Annotated in this window: 20 protein-coding genes and 4 pseudogenes; 18 read left to right on the top strand and 6 right to left on the bottom strand. The window is 59.2% G+C overall.

The features are described from left to right. Nucleotides 1-83 precede the first annotated feature (83 nt). From B5525_RS34405 to B5525_RS34395, 3 genes and pseudogenes are all read right to left on the bottom strand, one after another. Nucleotides 84-899: pseudogene (locus tag B5525_RS34405) on the bottom strand (IclR family transcriptional regulator); the annotation flags it as partial. Between the two features lie 50 nt (nt 900-949). Next, nucleotides 950-2,092 (bottom strand): thiolase family protein, encoded by a 1,143-nt coding sequence (locus tag B5525_RS34400; RefSeq protein ID WP_079570282.1) that lies wholly within the window; start codon nt 2,090-2,092, stop codon nt 950-952. Nucleotides 2,093-2,096: 4 nt separating this feature from the next. Further along, nucleotides 2,097-2,525 (bottom strand): Zn-ribbon domain-containing OB-fold protein, encoded by a 429-nt coding sequence (locus B5525_RS34395; RefSeq protein WP_079570280.1) that lies wholly within the window; start codon nt 2,523-2,525, stop codon nt 2,097-2,099. Nucleotides 2,526-2,626: 101 nt separating this feature from the next. Between B5525_RS34395 and B5525_RS34390 the strand changes: the two genes are divergently transcribed. From B5525_RS34390 to B5525_RS34360, 7 genes are all read left to right on the top strand, one after another. Further along, nucleotides 2,627-3,280: a TetR/AcrR family transcriptional regulator gene (locus B5525_RS34390; protein WP_079570278.1), complete on the top strand. Its 654-nt coding sequence runs from the start codon at nt 2,627-2,629 to the stop codon at nt 3,278-3,280. Then, the gene (locus B5525_RS34385; protein ID WP_079570277.1) at nt 3,277-4,827 is read left to right on the top strand and encodes a class I adenylate-forming enzyme family protein; all 1,551 of its coding nucleotides are present in this window, start codon (nt 3,277-3,279) and stop codon (nt 4,825-4,827) included. The genes B5525_RS34390 and B5525_RS34385 overlap by 4 nt, the downstream gene beginning before the upstream one ends. Next, nucleotides 4,824-5,615 (top strand): SDR family NAD(P)-dependent oxidoreductase, encoded by a 792-nt coding sequence (locus tag B5525_RS34380; RefSeq protein WP_079570275.1) that lies wholly within the window; start codon nt 4,824-4,826, stop codon nt 5,613-5,615. The genes B5525_RS34385 and B5525_RS34380 overlap by 4 nt, the downstream gene beginning before the upstream one ends. A gap of 11 nt (nt 5,616-5,626) precedes the next feature. Then, complete coding sequence (locus B5525_RS34375; protein ID WP_079570274.1) at nt 5,627-6,397, top strand: crotonase/enoyl-CoA hydratase family protein; 771 nt, start codon at nt 5,627-5,629, stop codon at nt 6,395-6,397. Nucleotides 6,398-6,402: 5 nt separating this feature from the next. Continuing rightward, complete coding sequence (locus B5525_RS34370; RefSeq protein WP_079574179.1) at nt 6,403-7,362, top strand: NAD(P)H-dependent flavin oxidoreductase; 960 nt, start codon at nt 6,403-6,405, stop codon at nt 7,360-7,362. Nucleotides 7,363-7,484: 122 nt separating this feature from the next. Next, on the top strand, nt 7,485-8,666 hold the full coding sequence (locus B5525_RS34365) for an ABC transporter substrate-binding protein (protein WP_244568109.1): 1,182 nt from the start codon (nt 7,485-7,487) through the stop codon (nt 8,664-8,666). A 180-nt stretch (nt 8,667-8,846) separates the two neighbouring features. After that, nucleotides 8,847-9,257: a hypothetical protein gene (locus tag B5525_RS34360; protein WP_197687868.1), complete on the top strand. Its 411-nt coding sequence runs from the start codon at nt 8,847-8,849 to the stop codon at nt 9,255-9,257. Between the two features lie 12 nt (nt 9,258-9,269). On the opposite strand, the gene B5525_RS34355 is transcribed toward B5525_RS34360, so the two are convergent. Continuing rightward, a complete protein-coding gene (locus B5525_RS34355) occupies nt 9,270-9,530 on the bottom strand; it encodes a hypothetical protein (protein ID WP_079570271.1) in 261 nt (86 codons plus the stop codon). Between the two features lie 685 nt (nt 9,531-10,215). Between B5525_RS34355 and B5525_RS34350 the strand changes: the two are divergent. From B5525_RS34350 to B5525_RS34340, 3 genes and pseudogenes are all read left to right on the top strand, one after another. Next, nucleotides 10,216-10,656: pseudogene (locus B5525_RS34350) on the top strand (ArdC-like ssDNA-binding domain-containing protein); the annotation flags it as partial. Continuing rightward, a pseudogene (locus B5525_RS34345) lies at nt 10,625-11,122 on the top strand (TrbI/VirB10 family protein); the annotation flags it as partial. The pseudogenes B5525_RS34350 and B5525_RS34345, both read left to right, overlap by 32 nt. Before the next feature lie 5 nt (nt 11,123-11,127). Then, nucleotides 11,128-11,367, top strand: coding sequence for a DUF2274 domain-containing protein (locus tag B5525_RS34340; RefSeq protein WP_079574177.1), 240 nt, complete (start codon nt 11,128-11,130; stop codon nt 11,365-11,367). A gap of 16 nt (nt 11,368-11,383) precedes the next feature. Here the strand turns inward: B5525_RS34340 and B5525_RS34335 are convergent, their stop codons facing one another. Beyond that, nucleotides 11,384-12,304, bottom strand: coding sequence for a LysR family transcriptional regulator (locus B5525_RS34335; RefSeq protein WP_338075240.1), 921 nt, complete (start codon nt 12,302-12,304; stop codon nt 11,384-11,386). Between the two features lie 53 nt (nt 12,305-12,357). Beyond that, nucleotides 12,358-12,824, bottom strand: a pseudogene (locus B5525_RS34330) (protocatechuate 3,4-dioxygenase subunit beta); the annotation flags it as partial. 478 nt (nt 12,825-13,302) lie between these two features. Here B5525_RS34330 and B5525_RS34325 point away from each other — a divergent pair. The 8 genes from B5525_RS34325 to B5525_RS34290 all read left to right on the top strand — a co-directional run bounded on the left by B5525_RS34325 (nt 13,303) and on the right by B5525_RS34290 (nt 21,683). Next, nucleotides 13,303-14,751, top strand: coding sequence for an aldehyde dehydrogenase (locus B5525_RS34325; RefSeq protein WP_079570270.1), 1,449 nt, complete (start codon nt 13,303-13,305; stop codon nt 14,749-14,751). Between the two features lie 26 nt (nt 14,752-14,777). Beyond that, the gene (locus B5525_RS34320; RefSeq protein WP_079570269.1) at nt 14,778-15,281 is read left to right on the top strand and encodes a MarR family winged helix-turn-helix transcriptional regulator; all 504 of its coding nucleotides are present in this window, start codon (nt 14,778-14,780) and stop codon (nt 15,279-15,281) included. Between the two features lie 118 nt (nt 15,282-15,399). After that, entirely contained in the window at nt 15,400-16,476 is a 1,077-nt protein-coding gene (locus tag B5525_RS34315) for a TRAP transporter substrate-binding protein (protein WP_079570268.1), read from the top strand. 147 nt (nt 16,477-16,623) lie between these two features. Beyond that, nucleotides 16,624-17,118, top strand: coding sequence for a TRAP transporter small permease (locus B5525_RS34310; protein WP_244567684.1), 495 nt, complete (start codon nt 16,624-16,626; stop codon nt 17,116-17,118). A gap of 56 nt (nt 17,119-17,174) precedes the next feature. Further along, nucleotides 17,175-18,428: a TRAP transporter large permease gene (locus B5525_RS34305; protein WP_425305336.1), complete on the top strand. Its 1,254-nt coding sequence runs from the start codon at nt 17,175-17,177 to the stop codon at nt 18,426-18,428. A 4-nt stretch (nt 18,429-18,432) separates the two neighbouring features. Next, on the top strand, nt 18,433-20,181 hold the full coding sequence (locus B5525_RS34300) for a thiamine pyrophosphate-requiring protein (RefSeq protein WP_244567683.1): 1,749 nt from the start codon (nt 18,433-18,435) through the stop codon (nt 20,179-20,181). Between the two features lie 219 nt (nt 20,182-20,400). Continuing rightward, a complete protein-coding gene (locus tag B5525_RS34295) occupies nt 20,401-20,814 on the top strand; it encodes a nuclear transport factor 2 family protein (RefSeq protein ID WP_244568108.1) in 414 nt (137 codons plus the stop codon). Between the two features lie 116 nt (nt 20,815-20,930). Beyond that, nucleotides 20,931-21,683 (top strand): aspartate/glutamate racemase family protein, encoded by a 753-nt coding sequence (locus B5525_RS34290; protein ID WP_079574174.1) that lies wholly within the window; start codon nt 20,931-20,933, stop codon nt 21,681-21,683. Nucleotides 21,684-21,854 lie beyond the last annotated feature (171 nt).

Here is a 21,854-nt window from a genome sequence, read left to right as displayed (position 1 = left end):
AGGTCTCCTTTAAGGCTTTAGTAGGTGTCGTGGGTATTGTGTCGGCGAAGACTTGTCCCGAGCACCCCTGCCGGATCGCCTTAGGAAGCTTCCAGGATGCCGCGGATGGACCCGCTCAGCTTCAACAGTCGGGGAGCGACCTCTTCGTGCAGGCGTCCTTCATCGTACGCAGCCGATGAAAGGCCAATCGTCGTAACGACAAATGTTTGGTATCGGGGTGACCACACCGGCGCGGCAATGCCGTTGATGTTGGGGCTCCACAGCCCGCAGGCTACGATGTAGCCTTGCTTCCGAAGCAGATGGCGGTTTCTGTCAATGCTTGAGCGCAGAAGTTTTGCCTTCTCCGGAATCTCTCGTTCCATTTCGACCAAAAGAGCATCACATGCGTCCGTATCGATGGCGGCCGTGTAGGCATGTCCCGCCGCGGTGCTGGCCATGGCCAGCCGGCTGCCCTTACCCGAACCGGAGCCGAGCACATTGGTAGCCCTCGCCAACTCGAGGCACACGAGGTGAAAGCGATCCGGAAGTACAAGGCCGATGAAGCCTGGGATTCCCTCAGCGACCTGGCGCAGATGCGATCTGATCTGCGCGCCGGCCGGATTGCCGCACATCATCGATGCGCTCATAGCAACCGCGCCTGGGCCGATGCGGTACTTCTGGTCTTGTGGCAGGTAAGTTAGCTGGCCCATTCGAGTCAGCGTGTAGGTCAGGCGCGAAACCGTTGATGGGGGCAGGGCGCAGCGCCTCGAGATTTCCGCGTTGCCTAGACACACTTCTTGGTCCTCGAAGCAGCGCAGAACACTAAACGCACGCACCACAACCTCAATCACGTCGCGCCTGTCCTCGACGCAATTCGTAAGTCCAGGCGGTCGGCTAAGCCGTTCAGGGCGTCGTCTCATTGTTTCAGTAGACCGGATGATATTGCGTTGAAAGGATCTCGCTCTCGGCGCTAGGGGCGCTGCAGCACGTGAGCATAACAGACGGCGCCCACACCAACCATGTGCGCCAGGCCGGCGCGCGCATTCGGCTGCTGGCGTGCTCCCGCTTCGCCACGTAGCTGCAGCGCAAGCTCACCGATTTGGCCAATGCCGGTCGGTCCGATGGGATGTCCCATGGCGATCAGGCCTCCGGACGGGTTCACCGCGCAGCGGCCACCGATGTCCCACGCACCTTCCTTGAGCAGTTGGACCGCCTGGCCCTCCGGGCATACTCCGATGCTCTCCAAATACTGCAGCTCCTCGATGGTAAAGGCATCGTGCAGTTCTATAACATCGATATCCTTTGGTGTTATCTGAGCTTCCGCCAACGCCATCCCGACGGTTTCCGTGGTGAGGGCCGCATCGAAGCCGGCACCCGCGGGGTAAACGCCCTCGCTGCGACCCACGGAAGCCGTGACTCGAATTGCGCGTGCCATATCGATCCCGTGCCGTCGAATGCCTTCTTCGGACGCTACGATCACCGCTGCCCCGCCTTCGCCTATCGGCGTGCACTGTAAGACCGTGAGGGAGCCAGAGACTTTTCGTCCTGAGAGCACCTCCTCAAGCGACCGCTCCTGCTGCCGCTGTGCATTCTTGTTCTTCGCGCCATTGCTGTGGTTTTTGACGGCCACGCGGGCGATGTCGTCCAGGTTGACGTTGTGACGATGCGCGTACTCGTTGGTAAGCAGCGCGAAATGGGTGAAGGGTGCGATAGCATCGTCTGCCAGGTCACCGATTCCTGTATTGTCGCGTCGAACAGGATTGCGCTTATCGACCCCGATCGCGACAGCGACATCACTGATGCCACTGGCGACCTCGATGCAAGCGTGACGGAATGCCGTGGACCCGGATGCCGATGCATTTTCAATGTGAGCCAATGGAATTCCGGTAGCGCCTAGATGCCGAAGCATCGGCCGCCCCGATGCCATGCCTAGGAGAGCGGTTGCGACGTAAGCCGATTCGACGGTCGGCCACGCAATGTTTGCATCCGCAAGGGCCTCTCGGATCGCGGTCAAGCCAAGCGTGACGTAGGGAGTTTCGGAAGGATTCTGATAACGATGCCAGCCGGCACCGACGACATAGACCGGACGCAATTCTCGAAGTGCCTTCGGCATGGCCTCAACCTTTTGGTGTTGCTGTTAGTGTGAATCTGAGATCCACGAGCTGTTGGCCGCCTTCGGTTGTTCCGACGGGCACCATAACCGTAACCATTTGCTGACCCGGCGAGATATCGGAAGGGCTGTCGGTGACCAGCGTTCGCACGACCGGCCCGTCGTCTAGAGCGATCTTCCCGATGATGAATGGGGCGGGGCGCTCCTTGTCGCCGTGAATATGGACGACCGCGGTCGCAAGCAGCGTGCCTTGGCCCGACAGAGGTTGCTTTTTCAAGGCGTCGCCATCTCGGCCGCATTGCTCGCAGCCGTAAGTTTGCATTGGGAAGAATACGTAACCGCACACGCACTTGCCTCCGAGCAGGGCGGGGCGGCCCGGCAGGGCTTGCGTGCCGGTCGTCGAGTAAAGCTCGGGCTTAAGCAGTTCGGAGGGCATGCATGACTCCCTGGATATTTTTTGTTGACAAGCAAGCAAACATATTATTTGTTGGACAACAAGCAAAAATTATTGGGACGGAACGCTAGGGAGAAGATGCAGTGAACGCAGCGCCCTCAGATCAACGCGGTGTTTCGGACAAGGGCGAACCTCAGAGGCGCCGGACGCACGCTGAACGGCGGGAGGAGGCGCCCAGGCGAATTCTCGAAGCCGCCGCCCGCATAGTTGCCGAAAAGGGTCTGGACGACATCACGCTCGCCGATGCGGGTGTGGCGGCGGGGTACAGCCGGGGTCTTCCAGCGCATTATTTTGGATCGAAGGACGATCTTCTCGCGGCGCTCGCGGTTCATATCGTTGAGTTGTATCTGGCGCAGTTGAGAACCCAGGATGCTCAACGGCCGGGATTACCTCACCTTGTTCGTGCCGTTCGATTGTACTTCGAAGCTGCGAAGGCAAACCCTGTCACCATGCGGGCCTTCAACATGGTCCTCGTGGGGGCTCTTACAAAACCTGCTCTCGCACCGGTCGTTGCCAAGCTCAACAAGGAATCGGCGACAGCGCTTGAAGCAGACATCCGGGCGGGAATCGCAAATGGGGAGATCCGTGCGGATGTGGACCCGCGGCCGCAGAGCATTCTCATTCTGGCGGCTCTGCGAGGCGTCCTTGCGCAATGGGTCGTCGACATGAAGCGCATCAACCTCCCAAGCGTAAGTGACGAATTCGTAGCATCGCTGACGGTGAGATTGGCAAAATGAGCGTACCCGCGCCGGGCAGCATTGAATTTTGGGCTGCCGATAAGCCCAGCGGGATCGCCGTCATCGAAGGTGACCGCTACCAGACGTGGAGTTCACTGAACGAGCAGGCAAATCGCCTGGCTCACGGACTGGCTGCCAAAGGCATCAAGGCCGGCGACATTGTTGTCGTGCGCACGCAAATCAGGCTGGAATGGCCTGTCATCAGCGCGGCCCTTGGCAAGCTCGGATGTTCGCTGCTCGGTCTCAACTGGCGGCTGACGCCTACCGAAACGAAATACGTCCTGTCGAACAGCGGCGCGCAGGCGATCATTTGCGACGATCCGGATCCATCGCCCCTTTTATCCGCATTTCAAGGCCTCCCGATCAAGCTGGCGGTTTCGATTGATGCGGTCATCCCGGATTTCGTGGCCTACTCCGAGTTGCTGCAAGGTGCCAGCGATCCACTTTTCGCCAAAGCCAATCCCTCGCTCATTCTCTATACCTCGGGTACGACCGGCCTTCCCAAGGGCGTGGCATCGGTTCTGCAGGCCAGCTCGCAGATGGATGCCAGGACCGCTGAGTACCTCGGCGACGTCGGATCCACGCGACGAAGCGTACCCGGAAGCGTCGTTCTGCTCACATTGCCTATGCACCATGGCGCCGGACCGTCGCATGTGTGGGGTGCGGTGCAGGCTGGCAATCCGGTCGTCCTGATGCGCCGTTTCGATCCCGAAGAAGTGCTCAAACTTATCCAGCGTCACAAGATCACCAACTGGACTGGCGTGCCAACAATGTACAAGCGCATCGCGGCCCTCCCTCCCGAAACGCTTGGCTCCTACGACGTGTCGTCTATCAAGGCGCTGGCGGTTGGGGCGGCTCCCGTCCCATTTTCCCTCAAGAAATGGATCATCGACTATTTCGGTCCCGGCCGCCTGGCCGAGGCCTACGGTGCGACCGAAGTCGGAATGATCAGTTTCTTGCCACCGGAGATGCAAACAACAAAGCCTGGATCGAGCGGACTTCCGCACAAGCATGTCGACATCAGCATTCGCGACGAAAACGGCAGCGAGCTGCCAATTGGCCAGGTTGGCGAGATCTGGATCAGAACGCCGACGACCATTCGGCAATATCTCAACGCAAAGCCGCTTGGCCCGGACACTCTTGACGCGGACGGCTTCTTTCGCGTCGGCGACGTCGGGATGATGGACGACGACGGGTACCTGTTCATCACCGATCGCGCCAAGGACATGATCATCGCGGGCGGCGTCAATATCTATCCCGCCGAGATCGAGGCCGCGATCCTGCAGCATCCCGCGATTCAGGATGTGGCGGTGATCGGAATTCCTGACGAAGAGTTTGGCGAACAGGTCAAGGCGTTCTGCGAGTTGAAGCCGGGCCGTGACGTCGATGAGACCAGCCTCATCGCGTATTGCCGCGAAAGCCTCGCGTCCTACAAGCGGCCGAAGACTATCGAATTCATGCGCGAGTTGCCGCGCAACACGATGGGCAAGCTTCTCAAACGCGAGCTCCGTGAGCCTTACTGGAAGGGACGGGAGCGAAACGTATGAGTGAGATTCTTGATTTGAGCGGGCGCGTCGCGCTGATCACAGGCGCCGGGCAAGGCGTTGGCCGGCAAATTGCGTTGCATTTTGCTGCTCACAACGCAGGCGGCATCGTGGTCAACGACTATTTTTTGGATCGTGCAGCGCAGGTTGTCGATGAGATCAAGTCTGCCGGCGGTCGCGCGATCGCGGTCCAGGCGGATGTGACCGATCTGGCGTCCGTAAAGACGATGGTGCAGCAGGCGGAGAAGGAATTCGGCAGGGTCGACGTTCTCGTGAACAATGCGGGCAACGCCGGAGCCACACCGGACCCGGACGCGCGCAAGCCGTTCTGGGAAACGACCCCGGACGTCTGGAATAATTTCATCGGCGTCAATCTGTACGGTGTGATCAATGCCTCCAGTGCCGTGATCCCCCAGATGATCCAGCGCAACAGCGGGCGTATCATCACCATCATCTCCGATGCCGGACGCGTTGGGGAAGCCGGACTTGAAGTCTATTCCGGAGCCAAGGCAGGAGCTGCCGGCTTCACGCGCGCGATAGCGCGGTCTCTTGGCCGGTATCACATCACGGCCAACTGCGTGGCGATCGCGGCCACCATGACGCCGGCGATCGAAGCCCGTCTCAACGCCAATCCCGACATGAAAAAGAAGATGATGGAAAAATACGTCATCCGAAGGCCGGGGCAACCCACGGACGTCGCGAACATGGTGCTGTTCCTTGCTTCCGATGCAAGCCCCTGGATAACCGGGCAAACCTATCCCGTTAACGGCGGCTTTTCGTTCGCGATGTGAGGCACGACAACATGACCGACAGCAGCCAGCGCATCCTGACCGAACGCCGCGGACACGTCCTAGTCATCACGATCAACCGGCCGGAGGCGCGGAACGCATTCGACGCGATCTCCGCCCAGGGCATGCAGGCCGCAATGGACCTGCTCGACGGGGAGGATGAACTCTTTGTTGGGGTCATCACCGGTGCCGGCGGCAATTTTTCAGCGGGCGCGGATTTGAAAGCCGTCGCGCGCGGCGAGCGCGCGGTAACGGCAAGAGGCGGGTTCGGCATGTTCAACAGGCCGTCGCGCAAGCCGCTCATTGCCGCGGTCGAGGGATATGCCGTGGGGGGAGGTTTTGAACTTTGCCTGTCGTGCGACCTTATTGTCGCGGCGAGCAACGCCCAGATGGGATTGCCCGAGGTCAGGCACAACGTGGTTGCGATGGGCGGCGGGCTGTTTCGGCTGCCGCAACGAATTCCCTATCATGTCGCGATGGAACTCGCTCTCTCCGGGGAGTTCAAGGATGCAGCCTTCTTCGAACGCCACGGCCTGATCAATCGCGTTGTCGAACCGGGCGGAGCGCTCGATGAGGCGGTTGCACTTGCAAACTCGCTGCTCGTCAACGGACCGACCGCCTTGGCTGCTTCCAAGGAGATCATCTTCAATTCCGCCAATTGGACCGACGAGGAAGGGTGGCAAAAGCAAACCCCTATCGCCCGTCGCGCGCTCGAGTCCGAAGATCGCAGCGAAGGCCTGAAGGCGTTCGCCGAGAAGCGCAAACCGGTCTGGAAGGGGCGGTGACGTCGATGTCGACGCGCGCCAAAGGAACGCCGCTGCCTGCGCGTATAACGAACCGATTACGCCTGCCCTTGATTGCAGCGCCGATGTTGCGTGTCTCGGGCCCGGACTTGGTCATTGCGGCCTGTCGGGCCGGCGTGATCGGTGCCTTCCCAACCGCGAATGCACGCTCGGTCGATGAGCTCGACGGCTGGTTGACGGCAATTGCGACGGCGCTCGCCGAAGAGGAAAAGCCGGCCGCGCCATATTGTCCAAACCTCATCATTCGACAGCCGCGATTCAAGGACGACCTGGCTTGTCTCGTCCGTCACCAGGTTGAGCTTGTAATCACGAGCGTGGGCTCGCCGCAGGCGGCGTTGGGTCCGCTGCACGACATCGGTTGCCTCGTGCTGGCCGACATCGCGTCTCTGCGTCACGCAGAGAAGGCGATCGAGGCTGGCGCGGATGGCCTCATCCTGCTGACCGCCGGCGCCGGTGGGCAAACAGGGTGGGCCAATCCGTTTGCATTCGTGCGGGCGGTGCGCTCGATGTTCGATGGCCCGATCGTCCTCGCCGGAGGAATCCTCGATGGACGCGCCCTAAAGGCCGCGCGCGTTCTCGGTTGCGACCTTGCATACATGGGCACCGGATTCATCGCGACCACGGAAAGCATGGCATCCGATGCGTATCGAAACATGCTGGTTGCCAGCAGCCTTGATGACGTTCTCCTGACCAAGGCCTTTACCGGCCTGGATGCCAGCATGCTCCGCCCGTCGATCGTAGCCGCCGGCCTGGATCCATCACGTCTTGACGAGCAGGTCTCCGAAGAGCGGGCGAAGGAGAAGTTTGGCGGGGGCGGGAACTCGCAAGAGCCAAGGCGCTGGAGCGATATTTGGAGCGCGGGCCATTCGGTCTCAGGGATTACCGCAATCACCGACGTCGCAACGCTCGTCGACAGACTTGCTTCCGAGTTCAAAGCCGCCGGCTGAGCGGTAACAAAAAACCGAAACAACAAACAGGAGGAAGAAGGATGAAACGAGAATACCAGAAAGGTCTTGAAGAACGACCGCAAAACACAAGCGCCGCAGTTTGCGCCCTGGGCGTTGCATTGATGGCCGCCACGCTCGCCATGGCGACGCCGGCAGAGGCACAGAATTACGGCCCTGGTGTTTCCGACACCGAGATCAAGATCGGCAACATCATGCCGTATAGCGGGCCGGCGTCCTCGTATGGCACCATCGGCAAGGCGCAAGCGGCCTATTTCAGGAAGATCAATGACGAAGGAGGCGTAAACGGCCGCAAGATCAACTTCATCTCCTACGACGACGCGTACAGCCCGCCAAAGGCGATCGAGCAGGCGCGCAAGCTCGTGGAGAGCGATGAAGTTCTTTTGATTTTCCAGTCGCTTGGCACGCCATCGAATTCGGCCATCCAGAAATACATGAATTCAAGGAAGGTGCCGCAATTGTTCGTCGGCTCGGGTGCCACGAAATTCGGCGACCCGAAGAATTTTCCTTGGACCATGGGGTGGCAACCCACATACCAAAGCGAAGGCCGCGTCCTGGCAAGGTACATTCTGGAGAAATTCCCGAATTCGAAGATAGCCGTATTTTGGCAAAATGACGACGCCGGAAAGGACCAAGTCAAAGGCGTGCGTGATGGGTTGGGCGACAAGGCAAAAATGATCATTGCCGATGCTTCGTATGAGGTGACGGACCCGACCATCGATTCCCAGATCGTGACGCTCAAGAACTCTGGTGCGGACACCTTCATCTCGTTGGCGGCTCCGAAAGCAGCGGCGCAAGCAATCAAAAAAGTCGCAGAGCTCGGCTGGAAGCCCCACTATTTCATCAGCAGCACTGCAACGTCAGTAGGTACGGTGCTGAAGCCGGCAGGACTTGAAAATGCGAAGGGCCTGATTTCCGCTGCCTACATCAAAGATCCCACCGATCCGGCCTGCAAGGATGACGCGGCAACCAAGACCTGGATCGCCTTCATGGACACGTATTTTCCAGATGGTGACAAGCTCAACAGCACCAATGTCTACGGTTATGTCACAGCGCAGACCATGGTCCAGATACTGAAGCAGTGCGGAAACGATCTAACGCGCGACAATATCATGAAGCAGACCGCCAACATCAAGGACTTCACACTCGACATGTTAATTCCTGGTATCAAAATGAACACCGGGCCGAACGACTTCTATCCAATCGAGCAGATGCAGCTCATGCGCTTCGACGGTGAGGCCTGGCAGTTGTTCGGAGAGATTCTCGATGGCGAGGTCAGGGATTGACATTCGACCGTGGAAGAATGGCAAGTGTTAATCGGCCTAGGGTCCCGACGCCGATCGGCGAGCTAAGCTATTGATGTATCGAGCGGTGGAGGGGTGACTCTTGGACGCTTATTAACAAGCATGGTTGCGCGAGGCGATCCTGTCTATGGGGCATCCTGCGTTGGCGTCGGTAAAGGCAGCATGAAGTGGAGCGAGGAGGAACTAAAGGCCCTCGAAATTGGCGTGGTCGGTGGCTTTGCCCGCGGTTGTCAGGCAGGGGGTATCACACGGTTTTCTCTGCTCTCGGCGGTTGGAAGCACCTCGAAAAGCAGGATTCGCTATGTGCGGGTCATGGGGTTGAAAGAAGAGGCGGTTCAAGGGATAGGCTTCCAACGCCTCGCGATTTTTCGTCCGGGAATTATCGCAGGCAATGCTCACACGCCGCGCTATGCAGCTTGGTTGGGGCGTCTGATTCCGGGACGTTTCGGCACGATTGAGCAGGACGATATCGGGCGCGCCTTTGTCGCTGAATTCATCAGCAACTCGGCCCAAAACGGGGTCGGGTATCTCGAAAATGGGGCGATGCGACAGAGGTCTCGTGCGTTTAAATAGTCCACTATTTACTTAGTCAGGGCATTCCGGGCAGGTATCGCCGATCGAGTCCAGCACGTCGCGAACCTCGGCCACGGCTTCATCCGTGGAGACGCCTGCTGGCGGGTCTCGACGGGCGATATCGAAGGCCCGCTCCCGCGCATGCGAATCGGCGCGATCCTGCATCCAACCGTGTTCCTCGCACTCGCGGATGGCGCCCACTTCCTGCAGCACGTGGATCGCCCATCCGCGTAGCGTCCGTATCGCCGGCCTTCGTTCAGTCGTCATCAGCATTGAGATAGCTCCTCATAGGACGAATCTCTGTGTCCCCTCGTTTGTTCCGGCTGCTAGCACAAGGCTGGGATTCGCAAACAGGACAACTCAACCCTTTTCCCCTTTGTTCTGAGAACATTGTGAAAAATGCCCGGCCGGCTGGCGCGGGGTATCCTTGGGCTGCCGCGCGACGATTTCGCAGCGCCTTGGCGTCATCCTTGGAGAGGTGGAGCCTCGGAAATCGCAGGACCCGCCAGCATCGTGTTCGCTTGAGCCTTTCACAGCGTAGCCGTGCGCGTGCGGCAAGTGCCGCACCGGGCTCTCGTGAACCGAGCCGCGTCGGCGTCTCGGCCATCCGGCTTCGATCCCTCGCGCTAGTACAACGGAGCTCCTCGCCGGGGGCACTCGGGACAGGGTTCCGCCGTCATTGAACATGCCGGCGTCGCTATCACTGCCCCTGTCCCGGGTGCCCTCTTAACCGGTCTCGTCGCTGCACTCGGTCCCGCGTGCCGCCTTCGGCGTCGCTATGCTCACGCTCCTGCGGGTGCCATTTCTCGAAGGCGATGCGCCCCTGGCGCACGCCTGATCGAGACCTACGGCCCTAGGCACATCGGAAGAAGCTCAGAGTAAGAGTGCCGGCCGGGTTTTGCCGTGACGGGTTACAAGCTGCGAGAGAGGCTCGCGGCGCCCGTCGCGGAGACCCGCGATGTCAAACCCTACCGCTCGCGCGCGCGCCGGCCAGGACCGGGCGACCCTCTATGACGAAATCACCGACAAAATCATCGCCGAACTTGAGGCTGGCCGGGTGCCCTGGGTCCAGCCCTGGGGTACGGCCGCGGCAAAAGCGCCGCTGGCGATGCCGAAGAACGCGTCGACTAACCGGCAATACAGTGGCGTTAACATCCTCATCCTCTGGGGAGCCGTGATCGAACGCGGATTTGCCGGTCAAAGTTGGCTCACCTTTCGTCAGGCGCTCTCGCTCGGCGGCCACGTTCGTAAAGGAGAGCGCGGCACCACCATCGTCTACGCGGATCGCTTCGTGCCGAATGACGAAAAGCGACGCGCCGCCGAGACCGGCGAGGAGGCGCAGGCAATCCCGTTCCTGAAACGCTTCACGGTTCACCGCGCAGGTCACCGAGACGGTGTATGATACGCCTTCTGGCCGTATCCGCTTAATTCCGCAGGGAGCACGATTGATAGGCGTTTATGATAGCCAAGTGGCATTCGGCCAATCGCGGGTGTTGCTGGTATGGACGCGTCTAATCATGCCGAACGGTCGCTCCATCGGGTTGGAACGTCAACAGGGAGCGGACGCGGGCGGATATTCCGGTCTTGAGGATGAGGTCGACAATCATAGGAAGGAACTGCTCGGAGCCGCGGCGCTATCGACGCTGCTCGGCGTCGGCTCGGAGCTCGGATCGGGCGCAGACACCGGATCCAACACAGCCGTCCTTCAGGCTTTGCGTTTGGGAACCGCCAATTCTCTGAACCAGACCGGACAGCAAGTCGTTCGACGCAATCTCAACGTCCAGCCGACGCTTACGATTCGTGCGGGGTATCCCGTGAGGGTGATGGTCAACCGCGACATCGTCTTGGAACCGTATAGAGGGTGAAGAGGATGGCGAAACTCAAGATCGAAGCGCTCCCGGATGATAAGCCTGTGAAGGTGAGCCTCGAACTGCCTGCGCAACTGCATCGCGATCTCGTTGCATATGGCGAAGCCCTAGGTAACCAAAGCGGACAGCCAATTGGCGATCCAGTCAGGCTCATAGTGCCCATGCTGACGCGCTTCATTAGTACGGATCGAGTCTTTGCAAGGTCACGAAGGCAGCCTCACCCCTCTGGAAAAAAGGGATAGCGCTCTGACAGAAGTTTCAGGAAGTTCGCGAGCGCGGGGTTCTCGTTGTCCTCGCGCCAGACCGCCGAAAACCCGACGCGGCTCGGACCTGTTCCATCCCGTAGTTCTCGATAAACAAGGCCAGAAAAGTTTGCGCCTGTATCGGACTCCAGCACAAGGCTGATGCCCAGTCCCATGCTGATGAAGCTTTTGATGACGCCCCGGCTAACGTCGTGCCGTTCGATCCGGAGTCTGTTTTTCGCAGCGTGCAGCTTCGCATTGAGAAGAGTTTCGAACTCGATTCCCGGATCATATTGGCTAAGTAGCTAAGTAGAAGGGTCTGATCGCGGAGGTCCGTCCAATAGACGACATCTCGTGTTGATAGGGGATGTTCATTCGGTAAAACGATAAGAATGCGCTCGCTCCAGAGAGGGGCTGTCCTGCAATCGAAAGGCAGCATTTCTCCTGTTGTGAAGTGCACGTCGACTATTCCGTTTCGGACGGCGGCTGAAAGCCACGATCGAGATCGTTCGATCGCTCTAAGCTCGACCGAGGGAAAGCGGCGCCTAAACTCCAGTAACGCCGCGCGCAGATTACCCGCGGTTAGCGACGTGCAGAACCCAACGACAAGTCCGCCGGCCTCGCCGCGGCCGCTCTCTTTCGTCGAGCTGAGAAGAGTCTCCAACTGATGAACTATTGAGCGGGCGCTTCGCAGAAAGCTACGACCTGCCTGCGATAGCCGTACTCCTCTGCTAGATCGCTCGAATATGACCACACCGAATCTGTGCTCGAGAAGTCGAATGGAGCGACTAAGCGTCGACTGTTTGATTGACAGAGCATCGGCGGCCCGTCGAAAACTACCATGGTCTGCAGCAGCTATCGCGTGCTGGATCTGACCAAGGTCAATTCGCAAGTGTTGGCTCGGTGCAGGCAAGTTATCAAGAGTCTCATCGTTCATGACGCAACAACCTTCATCGCAAAAACCTGGAGCGTGGTTGCGCAGAAAATTGAGCGCCAGGAATTGATGAAATTGCGCCAGGGATAGGGGCCCGGTTTGACCGTATGAAAATGGTAGCACCCTTCGGCATCAGCAATGGTGCGGCCACAGCCCCCGAAATTCGCATCAACCGGTGCAGATAGGTGTCCTTCTTGTGTCGGTAGCGACCGCCTGCATTCGCCTGCCAGATTTCGACGAGCGCATTCGGCACTGGCCGGTTGGTCTCGTCGAGCACACGACCGTGCACGATAATGCATTCGCCAATCGGATCGCCGGACTTGGCATAGTTGCCAATGAGATTGCTGTCGAGTGGCCCGATTTCATTGTGTCCAAACGCCGGCCCCGTTACTTCGGATAGCGAGTTCCGCAGTGACAGAGGAGCATGGCGCGGCGAGCGCGTGATGCTGGTCTTGTAGGCCGGCGCATAGGCCGGGGGATGAATCGCGCGGTCGCGTTGGAAGAACTCGCTCCTTGATTGCATTGTCTCTCCCCTAAGTCTCTTCGGCGATGGCCTTCCCCACAGGGTTGGTTCTCGGCCTCACGGACCCTATTGCAAATATAGGTTTGACATAAAATAGTTTTATGACAAACTATATCGTACTAGGGCCTTACTCGGCCGAGGCCTCGAAAGGCGACCCGTTACCAAACGAGAGGTCGCTGCGAGAAATAAGGGAGGATGTGACGATGGCCAGTCATTGGCATACGATCGAACCGCGCGAACGGCATCTTGTTGGTGCACGCCTGATGCGCCTTCGACTTCAAGGGCGGTATACCCGGAGCGGAGTGCGCTCCGATCCGGACCCGAAGTTTTCAATCAACTCCTATCGCTTCTGCGAATCTTGGTGAGCCGCGGCGTGCCCAGCCGGCGCGCTCGCCTCCATTTGTGCTTCTGAACACATCTCGCTAGAGGCTCGTGCGCAGCGCGATCCCGACGAAACACCAACTTCAGGAACGAAACGATGAACATCCAGCTTCTTACCAAGAACCAGGACCGTCCTGCCAGCGACGGTGCGACTTTCGATCGGATCGACCCGATGACCGGCGAGGTTGCGATCAGCGCAGCCGCGGCAACCGTTGCTGATGCCGAAGCTGCCTGTGACGCGGCGTTCGAAGCGTTTCCGGTCTGGTCGGCCCTGGGGCCGAACGCCCGCAGAGCGCATCTTTCGCGAGCCGCCGATCTCCTGGAACAGCGAGCCGGCGAGTTCACTCGGCTTATGACGATGGAAACGGGAGCCACAGCCGGCTGGGCCGGTTTCAATGTCAAGCTGGCGGCAGGCATGTTGCGCGAAGCTGCTGCGATGACGACGCAGGTCGGCGGGGAAGTTATCCCCTCTGACAAGCCCGGTTGTATTGCCATGGCAATCCGCCAACCGGCGGGTGTGGTGGTCGGTATCGCTCCCTGGAATGCACCTGTCATTCTTGGAGTTCGTGCCGTTGCGCTTCCTCTTGCTTGCGGCAATACGGTGGTTCTGAAAGCCTCAGAGATCTGCCCGGGTACTCACCGGTTGATCGGCGAAGTTCTTCGTGACGCCGGCCTTGCGGAGGGCGTCGTCAATGTCATCACCAACGCTCCCGCAGACGCCCCCAAGATCGTTGAGGCGCTGATCGCACACCCCGCAGTCCGGCGCATCAACTTCACCGGCTCGACCCGGGTCGGCCGCATCATCGCGGAAACGGCGGCCCGTCATTTGAAACCCGTGCTGCTCGAACTCGGCGGTAAGGCACCTCTGATCGTGCTGGACGACGCCGATATCGACGCCGCAGTGAAGGCCGCCGCATTTGGCGCATTCATGAATCAGGGGCAAATCTGCATGTCCACCGAACGCATCATCGTCGATAACGCGGTCGCCGATGAGTTCGTGAAGAAGTTCGCTGCCAAGGCCACTTCGCTTCCGGCGGGCGACCCACGCTCCGGCAACGTCGTGCTGGGATCCATTGTGAGCCGGCAAGCTGCGGAGTCGATTTCCGATCTTATCACAGATGCAGTCAAAAAAGGGGCGAAGCTCGTGGCAGGTGGCGATCTCAATGGCACCGTGATGTCTGCAACCGTGCTCGACGAGGTCACGCCAAAGCATCGGATTTACTCCGAGGAGTCGTTCGGGCCGGTGGTCAGCATTGTGCGTGTCAACGGGGTCGAAGAGGCGATCAAGGTTGCCAACGACACCCAATATGGTCTTTCGGCCGCGGTGTTTGGACGCGATATCGCGCGAGCCCTTACGGTCGCGAAGCAAATCGACTCCGGCATCTGTCACATTAATGGTCCGACAGTGCATGACGAAGCGCAGATGCCCTTCGGGGGTGTGAAGGGAAGCGGCTATGGGCGCTTCGGCGGCAAGGCCGGGATCGAAGAATTCACAGACTTGCGCTGGATCACCATCGAAACCGGTCCACAACACTATCCGTTCTGAGCAGTCCACTTGGTGAGGTCGCTGGAATGGCGAAGAATACGATCAAGCTTGTGAAGCCGCAGAGTCCATCGTCGGATGATGGCGAGGCGTTTGTTTCGACGGAGCTCTGGAATGTTATTGCCTATCACCTGCGGGTTGCACAGGAGACATCGTTCCAGGCGTTCAAGCGGCGGGTCGGCAATGCGGACCTCAAACCAGGCCGCTATGCGATCCTGAGCATCATTGCAGAGCACCCAGGCCTTACTGCGACCGACCTCAGCCGCGCGTGCGGCCGCGACAAATCCACTCTCACGCCGGCATTAAAGGATCTTTCCCAACGCGGGTTCGTCGTACGCGAGCGCAGTTCTACAGACGAACGAAGCTACATCATCAACCTGACGCCTGCCGGTAAAAAATTACTGCAGAAACTTCGTGTTCATGCCCACGCGCATGACCAACAACTCAATCGCATCGTCGGTCAGGAAAATCGGGCAGAATTCGTTGCAACCTTGCGACGGATTGTAGATGTGCTCTCTGATGAAGATGATTGAAGCATCTCGGAAAAGCCGCGGCAGCTTTCACGAGCAAGCGTTGAACGGAATTGAGATGACGCCGCGGCAATGAACGACACTGAAAACGAACGTCGTCGCACAACATACGGGAGGAACCATGTCGAGATTGCAGTCAGCAGCTACGCGGTCGGCTCTTGCGGAGAAATTTGGACGGTCTGGCGTTTGCACACTAGCGCTTTGCGCGACGCTATTCGCAGGGAGTGCGGCGCCTGCCTTCGCGCAGGACAAGATTATCAATCTGAAGATTTCGCTGTGGGTGCCGCCGGCGCATCCATTGGTGCCGGCGACGCAGGCCTGGGCTGCCGATATCGAAAAGGCGTCGGGAGGCACGATCAAGGCCACGGTGTTTCCCTCCGAACAGCTGGGCAAGGCGTTCGACCACTACGACATGGCGCGCGACGGCATCGCCGACGTGACCTATGTGAACCCCGGTTACCAGCCTGGCCGCTTCCCGGTGGTCGCGGCTGGGCAAATTCCCTTCGTGTTCGGCGATGGCAAGATGGGCACGCTGGCGGTCGACGAGTGGTATCGCAAATACGCCCCGGCTGAGATGAAGGACACCAAATTCTGTTTCGCCTTTATCCATGATCCAGGGGCTTTGCACGGCAAGAAGAAGATCCTGCTCCCCTCCGATTTGAACGGCGTAAAAGTGCGGCCGGCGCAGAGCACCATCGCCGAGATGGTGAAATTGCTCGGCGGCAACAACGTCCAGGCTTCGGCGCCGGAATCGCGCGATGCGCTGGAGCGCGGCGTAGCCGACGAGATCGCGTTCCCGTGGGGATCGATCTTCCTGTTCGGCATCGACAAGGTCGTGAAATATCACATGGACGTACCGCTCTACACGACGGTGTTCACCTACAACGTCAATCTGAACACCTACAATTCGATGTCGACGGCACAAAAGAAGGTGCTCGACGACCATTGCACGCCGGAATGGGCGGCGAAAGTCTCCGATCCATGGACCGACTTCGAGGCGGCTGGCCGCGTCAAGATGAAGGCGTTGCCTGATCATGAGGTCTACAAGCTGACCGACGATCAGCTCTCGCAATGGAAGACGGCGATCAAACCTCTGCATGCGAGCTGGGCTGAGGCAGTGAAGAGGGCCGGCGGTGATCCGGCCAAGATCGATGCGGATCTGCAGGCCGCTATCAAGAAGCACGGCGCCGGTCTCTGAAGCATCTCAAGAACACTGATCGCGCCGGCTCTGATGGACTGTCGCAATCCTCTCCTTCCGCTGTGGTGAACCATGATTGCAAAGCCTGAGGTATCCAATGATGGTCCGCTTCTCCCATTCGCGGACGGCGGTGCCAGGAAAAGCGTCATGGATCGGTTCATCGATTCGATCGAGCTGATCGCGGCCGCTTTCGTCGGGATTGTCGCGTTGAACACGTTCGTCGCCATCTTGACGCGCAAGTTCTTCGCGGTGACGATCCCCGACTATTACGACTTCGGCCGGCTACTGCTTGGTATCCTCATCTTCTGGGGCATCGCGGCGACCAGCTATCGCGGCTCGCACATCACGGTCGACCTGGTGTGGGCGAACGTCACGCCGAAATACCAGCGCTGGATCGATGTGTTTGCGACCCTAGTCCTGCTGTTTGTCGTGACGGTGCAGACCATCACGCTGTTCGACAAGGTCCGCACGACCTATCAGGACAACGTTCTGACCTATGACCTGCAACTTCCGAACTGGCCGTTCTTTGCGGTGGCGTGGATTGGCGATGTCTCAGCGGTGCTGCTGATCGCGATCCGGACCTATCGCCTCATCTTCCATCCGGAAGACATCCACGATGCCAAAATCAAGACAGCGGAGTGATGGCAGTGACCCCTGAAACCGTTGCCGTTCTCGGCTTCGTCGCCCTCTTTGTCCTGATGTTGCTGCGGGTTCCGGTCGGGATGGCCATGGGCCTCGTCGGCGTCACCGGGTTCGGCTATCTCACTGGTTTTGCGCCGGCGCTCAAGCTGGTCGGCCAGACCACCATGCGCACGGTCACCGACTACACTTTCGGCGTCATCCCGATGTTCCTGCTGATGGGGGCATTCGTCTCGGTCTCCGGCATCAGCCGGGAGCTATTCCGTGCTGCAAATACATTCGTCGGACACTGGCGCGGGGGGCTCGGTATCGCAACGATTGCCGCCTGCGGCGGCTTTGCCGCGATCTCGGGCTCCTCGGTCGCTACTGCCGCGACTTTCTCCACGGTCGCCTACCCGGAGATGCGGCGTTTCAACTATCCGCAGTCCTTTGCGGCTGGCGTGATCGCGGTCGGCGGCACCTTGGGCGCGATGCTGCCGCCATCGACGGTGCTCGCGGTCTACGGCATCATCACCCAGCAGGACATCGGCAAACTGTTCATCGCCGGTATCATTCCCGGCCTGCTGGCGATTGCAATGCATATGATCACCATCGCCATCATCGGCCGGGTCAAGCCGGGCTTCTTGCCGACCGGCGCCAAGAGTTCGTGGGCGGAGCGCGTCAATGCCATCAACGACGTCTGGTCGCCGCTGCTGCTGTTCGTGTTCGTGATCGGCGGCCTTTATGGCGGCCTGTTCATCCCGACCGAGGCAGGCGCGGTCGGCGCCGTCGGTGCATTCCTGATCGGCGTGCTGCGCGGCAAGCTCGGGGGGGAGGGCATTCTGCAGTCGCTCTTGCAGGCGACGCGAACCGCTGCTGCGGTGCTCACGGTGCTAATCGGTGCGCTGTGCTTCGGTTATTTTCTCACCATCACCCAGACGCCTCAGCACGTGACTCAATTCCTGACCGGGCTTGGCGTCGGCCCCTACGGCGTGCTGGCGCTGATTCTGCTGATGTATCTCGCGCTGGGATGCCTGATGGACGCTTTGGCGATGGTGATCCTGACTGTGCCAATCGTGTTTCCGGTAGTCACGGCGCTCGGCTTCGATCCGATCTGGTTCGGCGTCATCATCGTGATGACGGTCGAACTCGGTCTAATCCATCCGCCGGTCGGCATGAACGTGTTCGTGATCAAGAGCGTGATCAAGGACATCAACATGTCGACGATCTTCGTCGGTGTGTTGCCCTTCGTCGTCACCGATCTCATTCGCCTCGTTATTCTGATTGTGTTCCCGCTACTGGCAACCTGGTTGCCGCAGCGCATGCTCGGATAGTGCGATGGCCAGACCCTCTGAAATTGAGAACGATATGCCTGCTGACGACAACAAGGACATGATTACGGCCGGCGGAGCGATACTTGGCCGCCTGAAGGCGGTCGGCGTGGACTATATCTTCGCTAATTCCGGTACCGATTTTCCCCCCATCATCGAGGGCCTCGCGGAAGCAGCGGCCAAGGACATCGCGCTACCGAAGGCAATCGTGATTCCGCACGAGAGTGCTGCGATGGGAATGGCCCACGGATATTTCCTTGCGACCGGTAAGGCGCAGGCAGTCATGGCCCATACCAACGTCGGTCTTGCCAATTGCGCAATGGGCGCAATCAATGCCGCCACCGAACACGTCCCAGTCATCCTGTTCTCGGGACGCACGCCCGTCACCGAACGCGGCCGGTTAGGTTCGCGTACCGTGCCGATCGGGTGGGGGCAGGAGATGCGCGACCAGACGGCGCTCGTCCGCGAAGCGACCAAATGGGATTATGAACTCAAATTCCCGGAGCAGGCCCTCGATCTCGTCGACCGCGCATATGCGATTGCGTGCTCGACACCAAAGGGGCCAGTTTATCTCAGTTTGCCGCGTGAAGCCCTGTGCGAACTCTGCCCCTCGGGGAATCTTGGTGCACCGAGCCGCATCAAGCCAGTGATCGCGGCGCCACCGTCGAGCAAGCTTGCAGAGGCTGCAAGCATGCTCGCCGGGGCTGAACGCCCGGTCATCATCGCGCAACGGGGGGCCGGTTCGCCGGAGGGTTTTGCTGCGCTGGCGGATATGGCGTTAGCGTGGGGCATCCCGGTCGTACAATATTGGGCAGTCCAGCTCGCTATCGCTTCAGATCATCCGATGTCCGTGGGGAGCGATCCTAAAGAATGGTTGAAAGATGCCGACGTCATTGTGGTCATCGATTCATTGGCGCCGTGGTCGCCGGCGGCTCACGAAATACCCGAACACTGCAAGGTGATCCAGATAGGTCCTGATCCACTTTATTCACGCTTCCCGGTGCGTAATTTTCGCGCCGATTTGTCTCTTGTCGGCGAAACCGCCGATGTCGTCTGTAGCCTTGCAGCTGCGATGGAGGCTCAGCGCGCACGCAGAACGAAATCGTGCGATACGCGGCGTGCGCGTGCGGCCGACGCCTCAAGCGCCGCACGCATTGCGGTACATGCACGGGCTGAGGCGGGTGGCGGAGAGCTGATGACCAAGGAGTGGGTCAGTCAGTGCCTATCAGATGCTGTTGATGGACAAAACGCGACGATCCTCTCCGAACTTGGCTGCCCGCTCGATCCGCTCACCCTGCATGAACATGGGTCTTGGTATCAAGAGCCGCATTCGGGCGGTCTGGGATGGTCGTTTCCATGTGCGCTTGGAATGCAGCTTGCCGATCCGGACAGGCTCATTGTCGCTACCATGGGCGATGGGTCTTACATGTTCAGCAATCCCGTGGCGTGCCACCAGATTGCGGAAGCCCTCAATCTTCCGCTACTGATTCTTGTCTTGAATAATTCGGAATGGGGTGCCGTGCGACGTTCCGTGCTCGATGTATATCCGGACGGCTATGCATCGCGGACCAATGCTATGCCCCTGATCTCACTGGATCCGACGCCGGACTTTACGAAGGTCGCGCAAGCAAGCCGTGCATTTACAATTCGGGTCGAAAAAGGACCGGAGCTGCCGGGAGCGCTTAAAGAGGCGATCGGCCATATCAAGAATCGACGCACCCACGCATTGATCGAAATTCGAATTGCGCCGACCTGACGGCTGGAGGCCGTCGCAAACCGTCTGTCCCAGGCTAGTCCGTTAAATGAGGTAGTACCAAAGGGCTGGAAACATGCGTGCACCTGACCGTCCAACATGTTCGGATTTGGCTTATGACAGGCACAGGCCGCCGTGTTTCTCAGTTCGTCAACCAGCGGCACAGAGGAGACATACTTGTTCACATCACGACGTATAACTGCCGTTTTGGCTTTTGCTTCTATTGCGATCTACACGCCAGTCCGAGCCCAGGAAACGGCGACGGAAGCGAAGAACAAGCAAGTTGTGCTTGAATTCTACGAAAAGGGATTGAATCAGAAGGATGCGGATGCCGCGATTTCCTACATCGGTTCGCACTATACCCAGCACAATCCTGTCGCGGCCGACGGGGTGGATGGCTTCCGCAGGTTTGTCGCCTTTCTCAAAGATAAATTTCCGCAGTCGCACAGTGAGATCAAGCGAGCCTTTGTTGACGGCGATTATGTGATTCTTCATTCGCACGCCGTCCGCGAACCGGGCACGCGAGGTAATGCCCTCATCGACATCTTCAAATTGGAAAACGGCAAGATCGTCGAACATTGGGACGTTACGCAGCCTATCCCCGAGACAACTGCGAGCGGAAACGGAATGTTTTGATCCTTGCCCGCTTTAGACTTCAGTTGTCGGAAGCGTCCCTTAGCTGGTCGGCGCTGGGCAACAATCTGGTCTGGACGCCTGACTGCTCGTACAACCTAACCCGCAATGGAGATATTATGAGCGTTAACGCCGAACCTCTGCCGAGAGTCGGTCTGATCGTTCCGCCTGCTCACGGAAGCGTGCCGGACGACGGTTCGATTTTGTACCCTGGTCGTGTACAGTTTATTGCCAGGGGGCTGGCGCTCGAGGCGATCACGCTGGCCGGTTATGATGCGATCATCGATTCGGTGACGGATAAAGCCAAGGAGCTGGCCGAGGCTGGCGCGCAGGCGATCTCCCTGATGGGCACGTCGCTTAGCTTCTATCGTGGGGCGGCGTTTAAGCAGCAGCTTGCGTCTGCCATCCGGGATGCGACAGGCTTACCATCGACAACGATGAGCCACGCGGTCGTCAGGGCACTGAAAGCGACCGGCGTTCGGCGCGTGGCGGTCGCGACGGCCTATGTTGACGACGTAAATGTTCGGCTCGCTTCTTTTTTGCAAGAGGAGGGCTTTGAGCTCACCGCCATCAAGGGCCTTGCCATAACCGATGTGATCGATGTGGGAACAGTGTCGCCAGAGAAGTTAATTGATTTAGCGCAGGACGTCTTTGCGTTGGATTCCTCCGCGCAGGGTGTTCTGATTTCCTGTGGCGGGCTGAAGACCCTTGGGATTATCAATGTATTAGAGATGGTCCTGGGCGTGCCCGTGGTGTCCAGCTCTCCCGCGGGATTTTGGGATGCTGTCCAATTATTGGGTATCAATCCGACTGCGCACGACTTCGGACGACTATTCCAAGAGTACGCTCAAACTTCCGACGTGAGCGATTGAGAGGCGCAAGCCGTCGTCTCTGTAGCTCACTCGCTGCAAGGTAAGCCCGCCTCCAACTGAGAGAGCGTCCTACTAACCACAGTTCTAGCAGCTTGAGCATGGCCTTGTGGGCGCGTGCGGATTGCGGACGGCCCTTCGAACCGCGCGGCGCATGGATACGCCCCCGGGTCG

Origin of the sequence: Bradyrhizobium erythrophlei (assembly GCF_900129505.1) — a bacterium.
GTDB lineage: Bacteria > Pseudomonadota > Alphaproteobacteria > Rhizobiales > Xanthobacteraceae > Bradyrhizobium > Bradyrhizobium erythrophlei_D.
The sequence above is the reverse complement of the archived record's forward strand: the minus strand, read 5'-3'. Positions and strand labels throughout refer to the sequence as shown.